At 73.6% G+C, this 15,878-nt stretch carries 11 protein-coding genes; 4 read left to right on the plus strand and 7 right to left on the minus strand.

Going from position 1 to position 15,878, the window contains the following annotated elements:
* Nucleotides 1–12 precede the first annotated feature (12 nt).
* A complete protein-coding gene (locus ACWGI6_RS20330; RefSeq protein ID WP_393907017.1) occupies nt 13–402 on the minus strand; it encodes a GntR family transcriptional regulator in 390 nt (129 codons plus the stop codon).
* A gap of 437 nt (nt 403–839) precedes the next feature.
* Nucleotides 840–2,036: a methyltransferase domain-containing protein gene (locus ACWGI6_RS20335; protein ID WP_453268806.1), complete on the minus strand. Its 1,197-nt coding sequence runs from the start codon at nt 2,034–2,036 to the stop codon at nt 840–842.
* A 195-nt stretch (nt 2,037–2,231) separates the two neighbouring features.
* Here ACWGI6_RS20335 and ACWGI6_RS20340 point away from each other — a divergent pair, with 195 nt between their 5' ends.
* Nucleotides 2,232–4,748, plus strand: coding sequence for a SpoIIE family protein phosphatase (locus ACWGI6_RS20340; protein ID WP_453268807.1), 2,517 nt, complete (start codon nt 2,232–2,234; stop codon nt 4,746–4,748).
* A 64-nt stretch (nt 4,749–4,812) separates the two neighbouring features.
* Here the strand turns inward: ACWGI6_RS20340 and ACWGI6_RS20345 are convergent, their stop codons facing one another.
* Nucleotides 4,813–6,216, minus strand: coding sequence for an MFS transporter (locus ACWGI6_RS20345; protein WP_453268808.1), 1,404 nt, complete (start codon nt 6,214–6,216; stop codon nt 4,813–4,815).
* Nucleotides 6,217–6,676: 460 nt separating this feature from the next.
* Between ACWGI6_RS20345 and ACWGI6_RS20350 the strand changes: the two genes are divergently transcribed.
* Nucleotides 6,677–7,684 carry a lytic polysaccharide monooxygenase gene (locus tag ACWGI6_RS20350; RefSeq protein ID WP_453268809.1) on the plus strand — a complete coding sequence of 336 codons (1,008 nt, stop codon included), beginning with the start codon at nt 6,677–6,679 and terminating at the stop codon, nt 7,682–7,684.
* Nucleotides 7,685–7,990: 306 nt separating this feature from the next.
* Here the strand turns inward: ACWGI6_RS20350 and ACWGI6_RS20355 are convergent, their stop codons facing one another.
* Complete coding sequence (locus ACWGI6_RS20355; protein ID WP_393907022.1) at nt 7,991–8,473, minus strand: SRPBCC family protein; 483 nt, start codon at nt 8,471–8,473, stop codon at nt 7,991–7,993.
* Nucleotides 8,474–8,550: 77 nt separating this feature from the next.
* Between ACWGI6_RS20355 and ACWGI6_RS20360 the strand changes: the two genes are divergently transcribed.
* The gene (locus ACWGI6_RS20360) at nt 8,551–9,138 is read left to right on the plus strand and encodes a TetR/AcrR family transcriptional regulator (RefSeq protein ID WP_453268810.1); all 588 of its coding nucleotides are present in this window, start codon (nt 8,551–8,553) and stop codon (nt 9,136–9,138) included.
* A gap of 70 nt (nt 9,139–9,208) precedes the next feature.
* Here the strand turns inward: ACWGI6_RS20360 and ACWGI6_RS20365 are convergent, their stop codons facing one another.
* The gene (locus tag ACWGI6_RS20365) at nt 9,209–10,063 is read right to left on the minus strand and encodes an esterase/lipase family protein (protein ID WP_453268811.1); all 855 of its coding nucleotides are present in this window, start codon (nt 10,061–10,063) and stop codon (nt 9,209–9,211) included.
* Nucleotides 10,064–10,360: 297 nt separating this feature from the next.
* On the opposite strand from ACWGI6_RS20365, the gene ACWGI6_RS20370 reads away from it, so the two are divergent.
* A complete protein-coding gene (locus tag ACWGI6_RS20370) occupies nt 10,361–11,008 on the plus strand; it encodes a pyridoxamine 5'-phosphate oxidase family protein (RefSeq protein ID WP_453268812.1) in 648 nt (215 codons plus the stop codon).
* Between the two features lie 23 nt (nt 11,009–11,031).
* On the opposite strand, the gene ACWGI6_RS20375 is transcribed toward ACWGI6_RS20370, so the two are convergent.
* A complete protein-coding gene (locus tag ACWGI6_RS20375) occupies nt 11,032–12,129 on the minus strand; it encodes a DNA polymerase Y family protein (RefSeq protein WP_453268813.1) in 1,098 nt (365 codons plus the stop codon).
* On the minus strand, nt 12,126–15,716 hold the full coding sequence (locus ACWGI6_RS20380) for a DNA polymerase III subunit alpha (protein WP_453268814.1): 3,591 nt from the start codon (nt 15,714–15,716) through the stop codon (nt 12,126–12,128). The genes ACWGI6_RS20375 and ACWGI6_RS20380 overlap by 4 nt, the downstream gene beginning before the upstream one ends.
* Nucleotides 15,717–15,878: the final 162 nt, after the last annotated feature.

A 15,878-nucleotide genomic window follows, 5' to 3' on the forward strand; every position in this document is an offset into this window, starting at 1 on the left:
CGGCAGCTGTGGTCAGGAGTCGGTGCGGTAGGTGGCGCGCAGGGCGTCCTCGACGGCGGCGAGGGCGGCACGGTGGTCCAGGCCCAGGCGCAGCGCGCGGCGGGCGTAGCTCTCGGCGGCCGCGGCGGCCTCCTTGTCCGCGGCCTCGCCGGCCGCCGCGATGAAGCTTCCGTTGCGGCCACGGGTTTCGATCACGCCGTCGGTCTCCAGGGCGCGGTAGGCCTTGGCGACGGTGTTGGCGGCCAGGCCGAGGTCGTCGGCGAGGCCGCGGACGGTGGGGAGTTTGTAGCCGACCGGGAGGCCGCCGTCCCTGGCCTGGTCCGCGATCTGGGTGCGTACCTGCTCGAACGGCGCGGCGGCCGCCGCCGGATCGATGGTGATGGTCAAGGTCTGCGGGGACACGGTGGCGCTCCTGGTGCTGGTGGTGTGGGCGGGCGGTGCGCGACGGCCCGTACCCCTGGGGCTCGTCCCCGGGAATGCGTGACGTGCTCACACCCGTCGGTGCGCGGTTTTGTCGCACCCATTGTGCGTCAGGAGGGTCCGCCGTGCGGGGAGGTGTCATCCCTCGGGGGGTGTCACGGTGCGAGGGCGGTGCCCGTGGTGCGCGGCCAGGCGTTCCGCCCGAGGGCCGGCTCGACGCCGGCGGAGGGGCGGATGCCGCAGGCCGCGCCGTCGGGCCTGCGGTGGCCTCCGCGGAAGCCGCAGGCCGGCGGCCTCCGCGGTGGCCCGACGGCGATGCCTGCCCGCCACCACGCCTGCGGCTACCGGCCGTTCACCGGAACAGGGCGGTACGTGCGGGAGCTGACGGGGGGACTGACGCGCCGTCCGTGCCCGCCCGTTCAGCCGCTCGGGCACGCCCCGTCGAGAGGGACCGCGCGGGAGGGGGCCGACGGGTCATGGGCGACGGCGTCGCCGGGCCGGTGCCAGTGGAGCAGGAAGCGGTGGCCGGCGCGCAGTCCGTCCAGCCCGGCGCGGCAGTACGCGACCATGTCGTCCGGCAGCGCGTCCAGCCGGAACCACGCCAACTCCGCGCACTTGTCCGGCTCGCGGTTCCACGGCTCGCCGCCCGCGCCGTACGCCGCCTCGAAGAACCAGCCGATCCGGGGCCGCGCCGGGGGCGGGGCGCAGTGCTGCATGACGAGCGCGACCCTCAGGTCCTCGGGCGCCAGCCGCAGCCCGATCTCTTCCGCGGCCTCCCGGATCACGGCCTCCCTGACGTCCTCGCCGTCCTCCGCATGGCCCGAGGGGGCGTGCAGCAGACCGTCCGCATAGCCGGTACCGGCCCGGCGGGCGAGCAGCACCTCCTCGCCGCGGCGCAGGACGAGGTGGACATCGACCACCTCGGTGTGCCGGCGCGGGAGCTCGGCGATCAGCACATACCGCTCGTCGGCCACCTCCTTGCCCCACAGCGCCGGATCGTGCGAGAGGCTCTCCACGGAGGTCCGTGCCGCCAACGGCCTGACCAGGGACGCGAGTTCGGCGGCCGGGATACCGATCGGCTCGGACTCGCCCCAGCGGCCCTCGACCAGCACCAGCCGGCCGCCCGGAGCGAGCAGCCCGGCCCAGCGGCGCAGCGCGGCCGGAGGATCGGGCAGCGCCCACAGGACATGGCGCACCAGCACGACATCGAACCGCCGCTCCCCCACGGGTGGTTCGGCGGCCTCCCCGACGAGAAACGCGGCGTCCCGGCCCGCCGGCTTGCCGCGCGCCTGGGCGATCATGCGCGGCGAGCGGTCGACGCCCGTGACCCGGTGGCCCTGCTCGGCGGCGAGCAGGGCCAGGCTTCCCGTGCCGCATCCCAGGTCGAGGACGGCGGCGGGAGAGGACGGGAGCCAGGAGCGCAGCCGGGCGGCCCAGGCGGAGCGGACGGCGGGGTCGCGCAGGCCGTGGTCGGGCTCGTCGTCGAAGGAGGCGGCGGCCGCTTCCCAGTAGGCGGCGTCGGCGGTGGGCAGGGCCGATTCCCCCCGGTCGGCAGGGAGGTTGAGGGGTGCGGCGGAGGGCTGAGGGGCCGGGTCGGCGGGCGCGTCGGTACTCATACGCCCATGGTGCCGTCGGCCACTGACAACGGCTGGGGGACGCGTTCCGGCCGCGTGCCGGGCGGCCTGCGGCGGGCGCCGGGAAGAGCGCCCGGACAGGGTGAGGGAGTACCGTTGTAGGGGCCGGTCGGATGCGACGGCGCCGCCCTGGAATGAGCGTCTGCCGCATGGTGGGACCGGCATTGGACCGGTCGGATGAGTGCCTCCCAGAGCAGCCGTCTCTCCGGAGACGGGGTCTTCGACCTCACACGGACGGCCGTGGTGATGGCCGATCGCGCAGGGGTGGCGCAGAGCTGGACCGAAGGCGCCGAGCGGCTTCTCGGCTATGCGGTGTCCGAGGCCGTCGGCAAGCCCCTGGCGGAACTCTTCGCCGGTGTGGGCGCCGGCTCGGAGCGGGACGACAGGTGGGATGCCCGGCTGGCGTCGGCGGACGGCTGGAGCGGGCTGGAGGCCGTGCGTCACAAGGACGGGCACCGGCTCGACCTGGAGTTCCGCGTCCTGCCGATCATGGGTGGCCAAAAGGACTTCTCGCGTCTCGTCCTTGCCGCTGAGATGGCACGGACGCCCTGGTCAGGGGCGAGCCGGTCGTTCCTGGAGGGCATTCTCGGCATGTCGCCTATCGGTGTGGCCATGGTGAACGCCGATCTGCAGTTCGTCTGGCTGAACGACGCCCTGGAGCAGATGGGCGGCACCAGCCGCGAGGAGCGCCTCGGGAAGCGCCTGGGGGACGTACAGCCGGGCCTGGCCGTGGAATCCATCGAGGCGGAGATACGCCGGGTGCTGCGTACCGGCATCCCCTCGGTCGGCTACGAATACCTGGGACGCCCGCAGTCCGATCCGCAGCGGGAGCGCGCCTACTCCACGTCGTTCTTCCGTCTGGAGGACGAGGCCGGTCAGGTGCTCGGCGTCTGCTACATGGTTCTCGATGTCACGGAAAGTTATCGGGCCCGACAGCGGATGACGCTGCTCAACAAGGCCGGTGAACGCATCGGCAGCTCGCTGGACGTCTGGCGGACCGCCCAGGAACTCGCCGACGCGGCGGTGCCGGACCTTGCCGACTTCGTCACCGTCGATCTGCTCGACGCGCTGCTCCCCGGGGAGGAGGCGGCGCCCGGTCCGCTCGATGTGGCGGATCTGCTCACCATGCGCCGGGCGGGAGCGCAGTCCGTCCGCGAGGGCTGCCCCGAGGCGGTGGTCGCCGTCGGGGAGCCGGCCGCCTATCCCCCGTCGGCGCCCGTCGTCCTGAGCCTCACCGAGGGCGACTCCACCCTGCTCCAGACGCTGGATCTCGCCGACGACGGCTGGGCGGCCGAGGACCCGGTCCGGGCCGCGCATCTGCGGGATCTGGGCTTCCACTCGCTGATGGTGGTGCCGCTCCGGGCGCGGGGCGTCTTCCTGGGAGCGGCCGCCTTCGCCCGCTGGCAGCCCACCGGACCGTTCCAGCCCGACGACCTGGTGCTCGCCGAGGAATTCGTCGCCCGCGCCGCGATATCCATCGACAACGCCCGCCAGTACACCCGTGAGCACACCACCGCGCTCGCCCTCCAGCACAGCCTGCTGCCACGCGATCTGCCCGAGCAGTGCGCGGTGGAGGCCGCCTGCCGTTATCTGCCGGCCGATTCGCTCAGCGGGGTCGGCGGCGACTGGTTCGATGTGATCCCGCTGTCCGGGGCCCGGGTCGCGCTGGTGGTCGGTGATGTGGTCGGTCACGGGGTGCATGCCGCGGCCACGATGGGGCGGCTGCGCGCCGCGGTGCAGGCGCTGGCGGACCTGGACCTGTCTCCGGAAGAGGTGCTGGCGCATCTGGACGACATGCTCAACCGGGTCGCCCACGACGCGAACGCCGACGACGGGGTCATCGGAGCCACCTGCCTGTACGCGGTCTACGACCCCGTCAGCTGCTCCTGCACCCTGGCCCGCGCCGGTCACCCCGCGCCGCTGCTCGTCGGTCCCGAGGGGACCGGCCGGCTTCTGGAACTGCCGACCGGCCCGCCGCTGGGGCTGGGCGGTATGCCCTTCGAATCCGTCGAACTGCCGTTGCCGGAAGGGAGTCTGCTGGCCCTGTACACCAACGGACTGCTGCTGGGGAAGGCCCTCGATCTCGACGAGGGGATCACCAGGCTGCGTCATGCGCTGGCCGATCCGCAGGCTCCGCTGGAGGAGATCTGCGAGACGGTGATCGGCGGTCTGCCGGACGGGCGGCCGGTCGACGATGTGGCGCTGCTGCTGGCACGTACCCGGGCACTGCCCCGGACACAGCTGGCCACGTGGGAGATTCCCGCCGATCCGTCCGCGGTCGGCGAGGCCCGCAGGACCGCGGCCGGCCGGCTGCGGGAGTGGGGTCTGGAGGAGCTCGGCTTCTCCACCGAGCTGATCGTCAGTGAGCTGGTCACCAATGCCCTCCAGCACGCCTCCGGACCGATCGGCCTGCGGATGATCCGGGCGCGGGAGCTGATCTGCGAGGTCTCGGACGCCAGCAGCACCTCGCCGCATCTCCGCCATGCGCGGACCACCGACGAGGGGGGCCGCGGACTGTTCCTCATCGCCCGCTACGCCCAGCGGTGGGGCACCCGCTACACCGCCCAAGGAAAGATCATCTGGGCCGAACTGCCGCTCGGCACCGCCCCCGGGGCCGGGCCGCCGAACGACCTGGACGCGCTCCTCGAAGGCCTCGACGACCCGGCCGACTTCAGCGGCGCCGAGGGCCGCTGAGCGCACGCACCGGGGTGGGCCCGGGAGTTGGGGCCGCCGCGACGGCTCCCGGATCGACCGTGACTCACGCTCCCTCGGATTTCGCGGGCACACACAGCCACGCCAGGACGGCCGCGGTCAGGTACGCGCACGCGCCGATGGCCATGCTGGTTCTCAGCCCCGCGCTGAAGTCCGTCGCCGTGGCCAGCAGGGTGCCGCCCAGGGCCACGCCGGTGGCGCTGCCGACCTGACGGGTGGTGTTGAACAGCGCGGAGGCGGTGCCCGAGTAGCCGGCGGGGGCGGCGCCCATCACGGTGGCGGTGGCGCCCGTGAGGGCGAAGGAGGTGCCGAAGCCCGCAGCCATCATCGGAGCCACGAGCAGCGGGTAGGGGGAGTCGGGCCCCGCGGCCCATCCGGCCAGCCCCAGGGCTGCCAGGAGCATGCCGGAGACCACCAGCGGGCGATGGCCGGTCCTGCGGGCCAGTCGCCCGGACAGGACGGAGGCGAACATGGTCATCGCGACCGCCGGGAACAGCGCTGCCCCGGTGCTCAGGGCGCTGAGGCCGCGCTGACGCTGAAAGGACAGGCTGGCGGTGAACACCATGCCGTAGAAGCCGAAGTTGAAGAGCGCGCCGATGAGGGCTCCGCCGCTCATCGCCCGGGAGCGCAGCAGGCTCGGCGGAAGAGCGGGGGCCCGGGCCAGCCGCTCGCGCACCGCGAACAGAACGGCGGCCAGCACGGCCAGGCCCGCCGCGGCAAGGACGGCAGGATCGGTCCAGCCGCGCCGACCGGCCTCGTTGAGCGCGGCGGTCAGCAGCACGACCGCCACCACGATCGCGCACTGCGCCGGCCAGTCCAGGGGCCGGTCGGTGCGCCTGGGCGATCGCGTCACATGCCGCAGCGTCAGCGTCACGCACGCGATGCCGACGGGCACATTGATGAGGAACACCCACCGCCAGCCCACCGTGGTGACGAGCAGTCCGCCCAGCAGCGGCCCGGCGGAGGCGGCGACGCCCGCCATCGAACCCCACAGCCCGAAGGCCCGCGAGCGTGCGGCCGGTGCCGGGTACGCCTGCTGGAGCAGGGCCAGTGAACCGGGCACGATCAATGCCGCGCCGAGCCCCTCCACCAGCCGGGCGGCCACCAGGTACGGGGTACCCGGCGCGATCGCGCACGCGACCGAGGCCACCGTGAACACCGCCACGCCCGAGCAGAAGACACGTCGGTTGCCCAGCCGGTCGCCCAGCGCGCCGCCGGTCAGCAGGAGTCCGGCGAGGATCATGGTGTACCCGTTGGTGATCCATTGGATGCCGGTGAGCGACGCCGACAGCTCCCGGCCGATCACCGGCACCGCGACGTTGATGATCGTCACATCCAGGATCACGATGAAGTACCCGGCGCACACCGCCACCAGAGGCGCCCAGGACCGCTGCCCGGTCTCAGGAGGCAGCGCAGTCTCGCCTCCACGGGCCGACTCCGCACTCGTCACGTACCCAGCTCCATCCCGGCCGCGGAGGCCAGCCGCAAAATCCACCGCAAGGGACATATTGCCCACATCGCGAGAACCGGACGCGGCAGCCGAGGGTCAGCTGGTGCTGTCGAGCGGCACCACCCGGGGGCCACACGAGGCGCACGCACCCGCACGCACGCACCGCACACAGACGCTCACGAGCAACTCACGGAGCGTTCCCAGCCCCTGATGCCCGTTTCCTGCCCGCCTGTCTGTGGCCCCGCTTAGCCGCTCCTTAACTCCGCCATAAAGATCCTCAGGAACGGTCCACGAGGGGCAAATCCGCTGTTCAGCGGGGCTAGCGTGCTTCTCGTAAGGCGGCGCTGCGGGCCGTCGGCGCCGCTCACCGGGGGACGGCGCCGTGGCCCGTGTCCCGACCCCCCACCACTGTGCTGCCTCGCGCCCCCGCTCGACGCAACGAATGAAGGAGACCCCCACGATGACCGCTCGCCGTAAGGCCACCGGGATCGCGCTGGCCGGTATCGGCCCGCTCGTGCTCACCGTGCTCACCGCGAGCCCGGCCGCCGCGCACGGTTCGATGACGGACCCCGTCAGCCGGGTCTCGGCCTGCTTCGCGGAGGGGCCGGAGAACCCGAAGTCCGCGGCGTGCAAGGCGGCCGTGCAGGCCGGCGGCGCCCAGGCGCTCTACGACTGGAACGGCGTACGGGACGGCAATGCGGGCGGCCGGTCCAAGACCCGCATCCCGGACGGCAAGCTGTGCAGCGCCAACAGCCCCGAGTACAAGGGCCTGGACCTGCCCCGCACCGACTGGCCCTCGTCCGCGATGAAGGCGGGCGGCCACACCTTCCACTACAAGGCCACCGCGCCCCACCGGGGTTCCTTCGAGCTGTACCTCACCAAGAGCAGCTATGACCCGGCCAAGCCGTTGAAGTGGTCCGACCTGGAGTCGAAGCCGTTCGCCAAGGTCACCGACCCGAAGCTGACCAACGGGGAGTACGTCTTCGACGGCAAGGTGCCCGCGCGGTCCGGGCGCCATCTGATCTACAGCATCTGGCAGCGGTCGGACAGCCCGGAGGCGTTCTACACCTGCTCGGACGTCGTCTTCGGGAAGGACAGCGGGGGTTCCGCGGCGAAGCCCGCGCCCAGCGCCTCGGCGCCGACCACCACCCAGCTCGCGGCGGGCGCCGACAAGTCGTCGATGGACATGAGCCGGCACGGCCACAAGGGGAGCGCGGCGGGCACCCACACCGATGCGGTGGCGCCGGCGGGCGCCGATGCCCCTGCGCCGGGCGGCAGTTCGAAGAGCGACGGCAACGCCGCGCAGCCCAAGGGTGCCGGCAAGCCGGTCGGCGGGCAGCAGCTGGCCGAGACCGGTGGTGACGGCTCCACCGCCCCGATGGCCATCGGCGGCGCCGCCGTCCTGGCCATGGGCGCCGGGGTGCTGTTCACCACCACCCGCCGCAGGGCCGCCCGCCACCGCGGCTGATTCCGCCGCCCCGGCCCTCCGGTAAGCGACGCCGCCCCTCCTTCGCCTCGGGGGCGGCGTCGCCCTGTTGTGAGCCGTTCGGCGGCAGCGGCTCCCGACGAGGGCCGGCGCGCGGGGCGCCGCCGGCCGTCCGGCAGCGCCCCGCTTCGGCCCGACCGCCGCACCGCTGCCGCTGCCCGCGCCGCACTCCCCTGTGGTGCGGCGTGTGCGCCGGTGCGCTGCCGCCGGGCCGGCCTTTCGCCCCGAACCCCGCGGGCCCGGCGCGCTGCTTTCCGACGCCACGCCGGGTGATCCGCCGAGACCGGGTCAGCCGGTCAGCCGCCGCAGCAGCCGGACGTAGCGGCTCCAGCGGGCGGGCCGGGCGACGGTGCCCGTGCAGGCGCGTTCGGCGCGGTCCAGGCTGTCCTCCAGGGCCGCGTCGTGGAGCTGCCGGAAGGCCAGCGGCCAGCTGAGCCTGGCCGGGCCGCGGGCGTGCATGGCGAGGGTGTGGCGCAGCAGGGTGCGGTCCGGGCCGAGCGGGTGGACGGTGAATTCGTGGAAGCCGTGGAAGCCGCGCGGTGCGCTGAAGGTGAAGCGCACCCACTGGCCCGGGACATGGGCCGCCACGGTGTAGCGGACCGGGCCGTGGCCGCCGGCCGCGCCCGGCGCCAGCGGGCCGTCGAAGAGCATCGGGGGCCAGTCGCGGCGCGGCCAGAGCCGGTCGGCGTCGCCGGACAGGCCGTCGATCAGCAGCCCGGCCTCGGCCCGGGGCACCGGCAGCACCCTCTCGTGCACGTTGTAGACGCCCATCGCGCCCCCTCCCGTACCTGGTCAGCACCTCGTTCTAGAGGAACATCTCCAATATAGTGGAGAGTACCCTCTAGAACATGGCCAGGCCACCCCGCTTCGATACGCCGCAGCTCCTCGACGCCGCCGTACGGCTGGCAGCCGAGTCGGGTCCCTCGGGCGTCACCATGTCCGCGGTCGCGGCGGCCGTCGGCGCACCCAGCGGCTCGCTCTACCACCGCTTCGCCGGCCGCTCGGCACTGCTCGCCGAGGTGTGGCTGCGTACCGTCGAGGACTTCCAGGAGGGCTACTTCGAGGCCCTTGAATCGTCGGACGACCCGCGCACCGGGGGCCGGGCGGCCGCCCGGCACATCGTGGCGTGGAGCCGCACCCACCCGGCGGAGGCCTCGCTGCTTCTGTACGGGGCCCATGACTTCGGGCGGGACGGCTGGTCCGACGAGCATCTGCTCCGCGCGGAGGAGGGGAACATGCGGGTACGGGCGGCCGTGGCGGCGCTCGCGGGGGCGCTGGGGCTGCACGGCAGACCGGGCCTGGACCGGGTGACGCTCGCCGTCATCGATCTCCCGCTGTCGCTGGTACGCCGCCATCTGCGCGGCGGATCGCCGCTGCCCCCGCACGCCGAGGATCTGGCGGAGCAGTGCACCGACGCCCTGCTGGCCGTCGGCTGACGGAAGCCGTCCGCCCCGTACGGAGCGCGGTCCGGCCCCCGCGCGGGCGGCGGGCCGGACCGGCTCCCGGTCAGCCCGACGCGCAGGTGGTCGGGGTGGCGTGCGCCGGGTCGAGCGCGTTGGCCGTCTCGTGGAAGGCGACGCGGTCGACGAGGCCGATGGCCACGTGCTCGGAGATGTCGGCGGCGCACAGGTCCTGGAGCACGACGTTGCGCACATCGGGGCCGTTGAGGAACTGGGTCCGGTAGGGGGTGACGACCTCGTCGTACTTGGTCGAGATCACGGTGTAGTGCACCCCGGGGACGGTGTCGCCGCCGTCGTTGAGGCGGTTGAGGATGTCCGACCCGACCATCTGGTCGGACAGTCCCGGGGTCAGCTTTTCGAGGTACTGCTGGGCGCCGGGGAAGTAGGGCAGCAGACGGGTCAGGCCGTCCAGGTCGGTGCCGTGGTTGTCGGGAGCCAGCCCGACCAGCGCGTTCACCTTGCCCGCACCGCCGTGGAACTTCATGTACACCCGCGGCATCATGCCGCCCTGCGAGTGGCCGACGAGATCGACCTTGGAGGTGCCGGTGGCGGCCAGCACCCGGTCGACGTAGTCGGCGAGCTGCTGGGCGGAGGCGTCGACCGGCCCCAGCCCGTGGAAGAACGGGACGCCGGGCAGCTGCCCGTAGTCCAGGGAGAAGACGCAGTAGCCGCGGGCCACCAAGTAGGGCGCGAGGCCGAGCCAGTTGTCGATGGCGTTGCCCAGGGTGCCGTGTACCAGGACCACCGGCCGCGGGTGGTCGGCGGAGGGCTTGCAGGAGTAGTTGTTCCAGCCGCTGCGGACGGTGGGGGCGTCGGCGGCGGCGGGCGCGGTGGTGGTGACACCGAGGGCCAGGGCGAGGGCGGGGAGGAGGGTGAGCGTTCTTGACCAGCGCAGCTTCATACGATGCTCCTTGCGGGGTGAGGGGACTCCGAAGTGCTCGGTGAGCCGTTCACCTGCGATCCGGATCGCAAGGGCCAATGCAGTTGACTGGCAAGTAAGTTACGGCCGGGTAAGCACGGTGTACCAGCGGTGTGACGGTGAAGGAAGCCACACATGACCCTCACCGGACGTCCGGGGTGCGCAGCGCCGGTTGTGTGCCTGCGCCCGGTGGTGTACGTCGCGGCCGGCTCGGACTCCGGAGCCGTCCCGTACAGTCGACAACGCCCTGACCAGCGATGTGACATGAGGGGGACAGCGATGGGGACGGCAGATACGACGGAGGTGACCGGCGTCGTGGAGGTCGCTTCGGAGGCGGAGCTGCGCGAGCTGATCGGGGAGCCCAGCTCCCATGCGGCGAACAAGACCCGGCACCGGCTGCACGACCTCGACCGTCAGTGGCTGGCCCACTCACCGTTCTGTGTGATGGCCACCGCGGATGCGCAGGGCCGGTGCGATGTCTCGCCCAAGGGCGACCCCGCGGGCTTCACCCATGTCCTGGACGACACCACCCTCGTGATCCCGGACCGCCCCGGCAACAAGCGCCTGGACGGCATGGTGAACATCCTCGGCAATCCGCAGGTCGGGCTGAACTACTTCCTCCCGGGGCGCGGTGACACCCTGCGGATCAACGGCCGCGCCCGGCTGCTGCGCGATGCCCCGTTCTTCGACGAGCTGACCGTCAAGGGCAACCGCCCGCGGCTGGCGCTGCTGGTGGCGGTCGAGGAGGTCTTCTACCACTGCTCCAAGGCGTTCCTGCGCTCGGAGCTGTGGAATCCGGAGACCTGGCAGCCGGACGCACTGCCCTCGCGGGCCCGGATCGTCAAGGGTGTCGAGGCGCAGGACGAGCCGCTGGAGGAGCTGGAGCAGCACTACGGCCCGGGATATGCGGAGAAGCTCTACGGCTGAGGCCGCGGCGCGGGTCCTGGGTGTTACGGCCGGGCGGCCCCGGGGCCGAGCGGCTTGGCGCCCGGGGGCGGGAGTGTACGGCCGAGGGTCGCCGCGGGCCGTACGCTCCCGGCACCGAAGCGCGCCCTGGCCCGGTCGACGGCCGCCTCGATGCGGTGCGCCTTGTCGTCGGACGGGTCGAAGGTCAGCTGCCGCGCGGCGAGTTCGGCACGGCACAGGTCCTCCGCGCGCAGCGCCACGGACCGTACCCGCGCGCGCTGCAGTCCGAGCGCGGCATGCAGCGCGTAGGCCGCCCCGGTCAGCGCGGGCCCGTGCGCGGTCGGCCCGTCCAGCCGCCGGGTGCGGGTGGTGGTGGAGCGGTCGGCGTAGCGGACGGTGAGGGTGAGCGCACGGGCCACCTGCCCGCTCGCGCGCATCCGGGCACCGAGCTCGTCGGCGAGTGAGAGCAGCGCCCGGCGGCGCCTGGCCGGGTCCAGCTCATCGTGGACGAAGCGGTGTTCCGCGCCCATCGAGCGGGCCGCGGCGTTGGGCGTCACCGGCGTCGGGTCGATACCGCGGGCCCGCTCGTACACGACGCGGCCGGTCTTCGCGCCGAGGATCCGCTGCAGGGTCGCGGGCGGTGCGGCGGCGATCCGGCCGACGCTGTCGAGCCCGTACGCACACAGGGCGCGCGCGGTCGCCGGGCCGACACCGTGCAGCGCCGAGGCCGGCCGGCGGCCGAGGAACGCGGCGACGGCTTCGGTGTCATCGGGGACGGCCCGGATCTCCCCGGGCGCCGCCCCCTGGGCCGCCATCCGGGCGAGCAGCGGGTTGGCGCCGATTCCGATCGTGCACCGTACGCCGTGCCAGGCCAGCGCGCGCACCCGCACCAGCTCGGCGATGCCCGCCGCGTCCCGGTCGAAGTAGCGCAGCGCACCGCGCACATCCGCCAGCGCGGCGTCCGGCGGCAGCGCCTCGATCACCGGGGTGAACTGCGCCAGGAGCCGCAGCAGTTGCTCGAACCGTTCGGCGCTCACGGGGGTGTCGTCGGCGGTCCGGAACCGTACGTGGAGCAGGCTCGGCCGCCGCGGGGCGCCGGGGGGCTCCGGCGGTGCGGCGGGCGGCCTCGGCGCGGCGGTCATCCCGCGCTCCCCGGGCTGGAGTGCCACAACTTACGGCCGGTGGCGGCGCGTTCGCCCGGGGGCTGGAGGTCGGCCCACGGGTGCAGCTCATAGCCGGTCTCCAGCCGGATGGTGCGGCCCGGGGCGGCGGCCGGCGCGGGCTCCCGGTCCGTCGCGGGTCCCTCCCCCGGCCCCTTGCCCGGCCCGGCCGGCCCGTCGTCCGTCCCGGCCGCCGCCTCGTCCGGCTTCTCCGGTCCCGTCGCGAGCCGGGCGGCGACCGCCTCCAGCCCGCCCTCACGGCGGAGTTCGGCCAGCTCGGCGAGGTTCCAGGCGGCGGCGCCGACCACACTGAGGCTGCGCGGACCGCGCCGCTGGACCGTACCGCGCACCAGCAGCAGCCAGGAGTGGAAAATCGTGTGTGCGCACGCCTCGTGGCTGTCGTCGAAGAAGGCGCAGTCGACCAGTCCCGTGCTGTCGTCGAGGGTGGTGAAGATGACCCGGCGGCCGGAGCGGACCGGCGGTGTCTGGGTGGCCGCCTTGGCGCCGGCGACCAGCACCGTCTCGCCGTGCCGGGCGCTTCGCAGCAGCCGGGCCGGCAGCGCGCCCAGCTCGGCGAGGAACTCCCGGTGGTCGGCCATCAGATGGCGGGAGGTGTCCATGCCGAGGACGCCCAGCTCGGCGCTGAGCCGTTCGACATCGCTGAGGTCGGGCAGCCCCGCGGGCTCGACCGGATCGGCCGGCGCCGCCCGCTCCGTGCCCGCGGCGTCGAGGGCCCCGGACGGCAGCGTCAGCTGACCACCGGACGCCTGCCGCCCCTGGTGGTGCAGCTCGGCGAGGTACAGCAGCAGGTCCCGCCGGTTCGCGCCGAAGGCGTCCAACGCGCCCACCCGGGCGAGGCGTTCGGCCACCGGGCGGCTCGGCCTGGCCCGCTGCCACAGGTCCTGAAGGGAGTGGTAGGGCTGCCCGGCCGCGATCCGCCGCGCCTCGGCCTCGCTCATGCCGTGCACATCGCAGAGCGCGAGCCGCAGCCCCCAGACCGCGCCGGAACGGGGTTCGCCGGCACCGGAACCGGACACCAGTTCGATCCGATGGGCGACCGCCGACCGGTTCACATCCAGCGGCAGCACCGGCACCCCGCGCCGCCGCGCATCCGCGAGCAGCAGCCGCTTCGGGTACATCCCGGGGTCATGGGTGAGCAGCCCGGCGTAGAAGGCCGCGGGGTGGTGCGCCTTGAGCCAGGCGGACTGGTAGGTGGGCACCGCGAAGGCCACCGCATGCGCCTTGCAGAAGCCGTACGAGCCGAAGGCCTCGACGATCTCCCAGGTGCGCGCGATGACTTCGGACGAGTAACCGCGCCCCTCGGCGCGCTGCGCGAACCAGGCACGGAGCCTGCCCTGCAGCTCCGGATGCGACAGCGCACGCCGCTTCTCGTCCGCCTCGTCCCGTGCGCAGCCCGTCATGATCCGCAGCAGCTCGATGATCTGCTCGTGGAACACCACCACCCCGTAGGTCTCGCGCAGCGGTTCCTCCAGGTCCGGGTGCGGATAGCGGACCGGCTGACGGCCGTGCCGGGCCTCGATGAAGGGCCGCACCATATCGGCGGCGACCGGCCCCGGCCGGAACAGCGAGATATCGACCACCAGGTCGTGGAAGGTGGCGGGCTGCAGCCTGCCGACCAGGTCGCGCTGGCCCGGCGACTCGATCTGGAAGCAGCCGAGCGTCTCGGTCGAGCGGATCAGGTCGTAGGTCGCCCGGTCACCGGGCGGCACCTGCGCGGGGTCGTCGAGATCGATCCGGCGCCCGCCGGCCCGGCTGATCTCGGCGACCGCATGCGCCATCGCGGACTGCATCCGTACGCCCAGCACATCGAGCTTGAGCAGCCCCAGGTCCTCCACGTCCTCCTTGTCGAACTGGGACATCGCGAAGCCCTCGCCGCTGGTCGGGACGACCGGCGTACGGTCCAGCAGCGTGGCATCGGAGAGCAGCACCCCGCACGGGTGCATGGCGATCCCGCGCGGCAGCGCGTCCAGCGCCTCGACCAGCTGCCACAGCTGTTCACCGCCGGCCTCCCGCACCCCGCGCAGCTCCGGCAGCTCGGCCAGCGCCGCCCGCGCATCGCGGGCGCGGATGTGCGGGAAGGCCTTGGCCAGCCGGTCCACCTGCGCCGGATCCATGCCCAGGGCGGCGCCCACGTCCCGTACGGCGTGCCGTACGCGGTAGGTCTCGGGCATCGAGACCGTGGCGACCCGCTCGGCGCCGAAGCGGTCGAAGATCGCGCGGTAGACCTCCAGCCGGCGGGCGGACTCGACATCGATATCGATGTCCGGCAGCGCCGCCCGGCGCTCGGACAAGAAGCGCTCCATCAGCAGCCCGTGCTCGACCGGGTCGGCGTGTGCGATGCCGAGGAGGTGGTTGACCAGGGACCCGGCGCCGGACCCGCGGGCCGCGACCCGGACACCCATCTCCCTTATGTCGTCCACGACCTGAGCGACCGTCAGGAAGTACGAGGGGTAGCCGAGCCGTTCGATCGTGCGCAGCTCGTCGTGCAGCCGAGCCCAGCGCCCGCGGTCGCGGTCGTAGCCGCGCAGCACCATCCCGGCGGCACAGCGCGAGCGCAGCACCCGGGCGGCGGTGCGGTGGCCCGCGCCGACCAGCCGCGGTTCGGGGAAGTGGACACGGCCGAGCCCGATGTCGTCCTGCGGGTCGACCAGACACGCGCCGGCGGTCTCCTCGGTCATGGTGAGCAGCCGGTGGGCCAGGTCGCGCCGGTATCCGGCCGCCTCGGCGATCCGCTCGGCGGTGTGGCTCATCGTGGCGGCGTCCTTGAGCCAGCGCTCGCCGCTGTCCCAGGCCTCGGGCCGGCGCCGGTCCACCGGCACCAGACGACGGGCGGAATCCAGGACGTCGGCGACCGGCCCCTGGCCGGGGTCGGCATAGCGGACCGCGTTGGTCAGGACGGCGCGGACGCCCTGGTCGACGGCGAAGCCGAGGGTGCGGGCGGCCAGCCGCGGGGAGCCGGGGCCGCTGCCGGGCCGCCCGTGGTCGACGACCTCCAGGCGCAGTGCCTCGCCGTACAGCTCACGCCAGGGAGCGAGGAGCCGGGCGGCGCGGTCGGGTCGGCCGGCCGCCAGCGCCCGGCCGACCTCGGAGTCCGGCCCGAGCAGCACGGTCAGCCCGTCCGTGGCGGATGCCAGGGAGCTCCACGGGAGAACGGGCTGCTCGGCCCGGCCGGCGTGGGCGGCAGAGACCAGCCGGCACAGGGCGGCCCAGCCGGCCGCTCCGTCGCGGGCCAGGAAGACGGCGCGGGCGGCGGACTCGTCGAGGAAGGCGCCGCCGCGCACCGGGGTGCGTCGCCGCGCGGTGGCGGTGCCGGCCGCGGGCCCCGACGCGTGTTCCGCCACGGCGAGTTCGGTGCCGAACAGCGGGCGGATTCCGGCCTCGGCGGCGGCCTTGGCGAACCGTACGGCCCCGGAGAGCCCGTCCCGGTCGGTCAGTGCGAGGGCGTCCATCCCGCGTTCGGCGGCGCGCTCGGCGAGCCGCTCCGGATGGGAGGCGCCATAGCGCAGGGAGAACCCCGAAGCGGTGTGCAGATGCGTGAACCCAAGCATCCGCACCTCCTGTACCTCATCCGCCCCCCGGCTGACCCTGTGTCCCCCGTTCCTCCTCTCCACCATAACCCGCTCATCGAACATTCGTACGAAGACGTGCCGAGCGGGGCGTCCTCGCACATCCACCGATCAGCCCCACCCGCTCTGCACACCCCTACCACC

Source organism: Streptomyces sp. NPDC054786, from assembly GCF_053611685.1.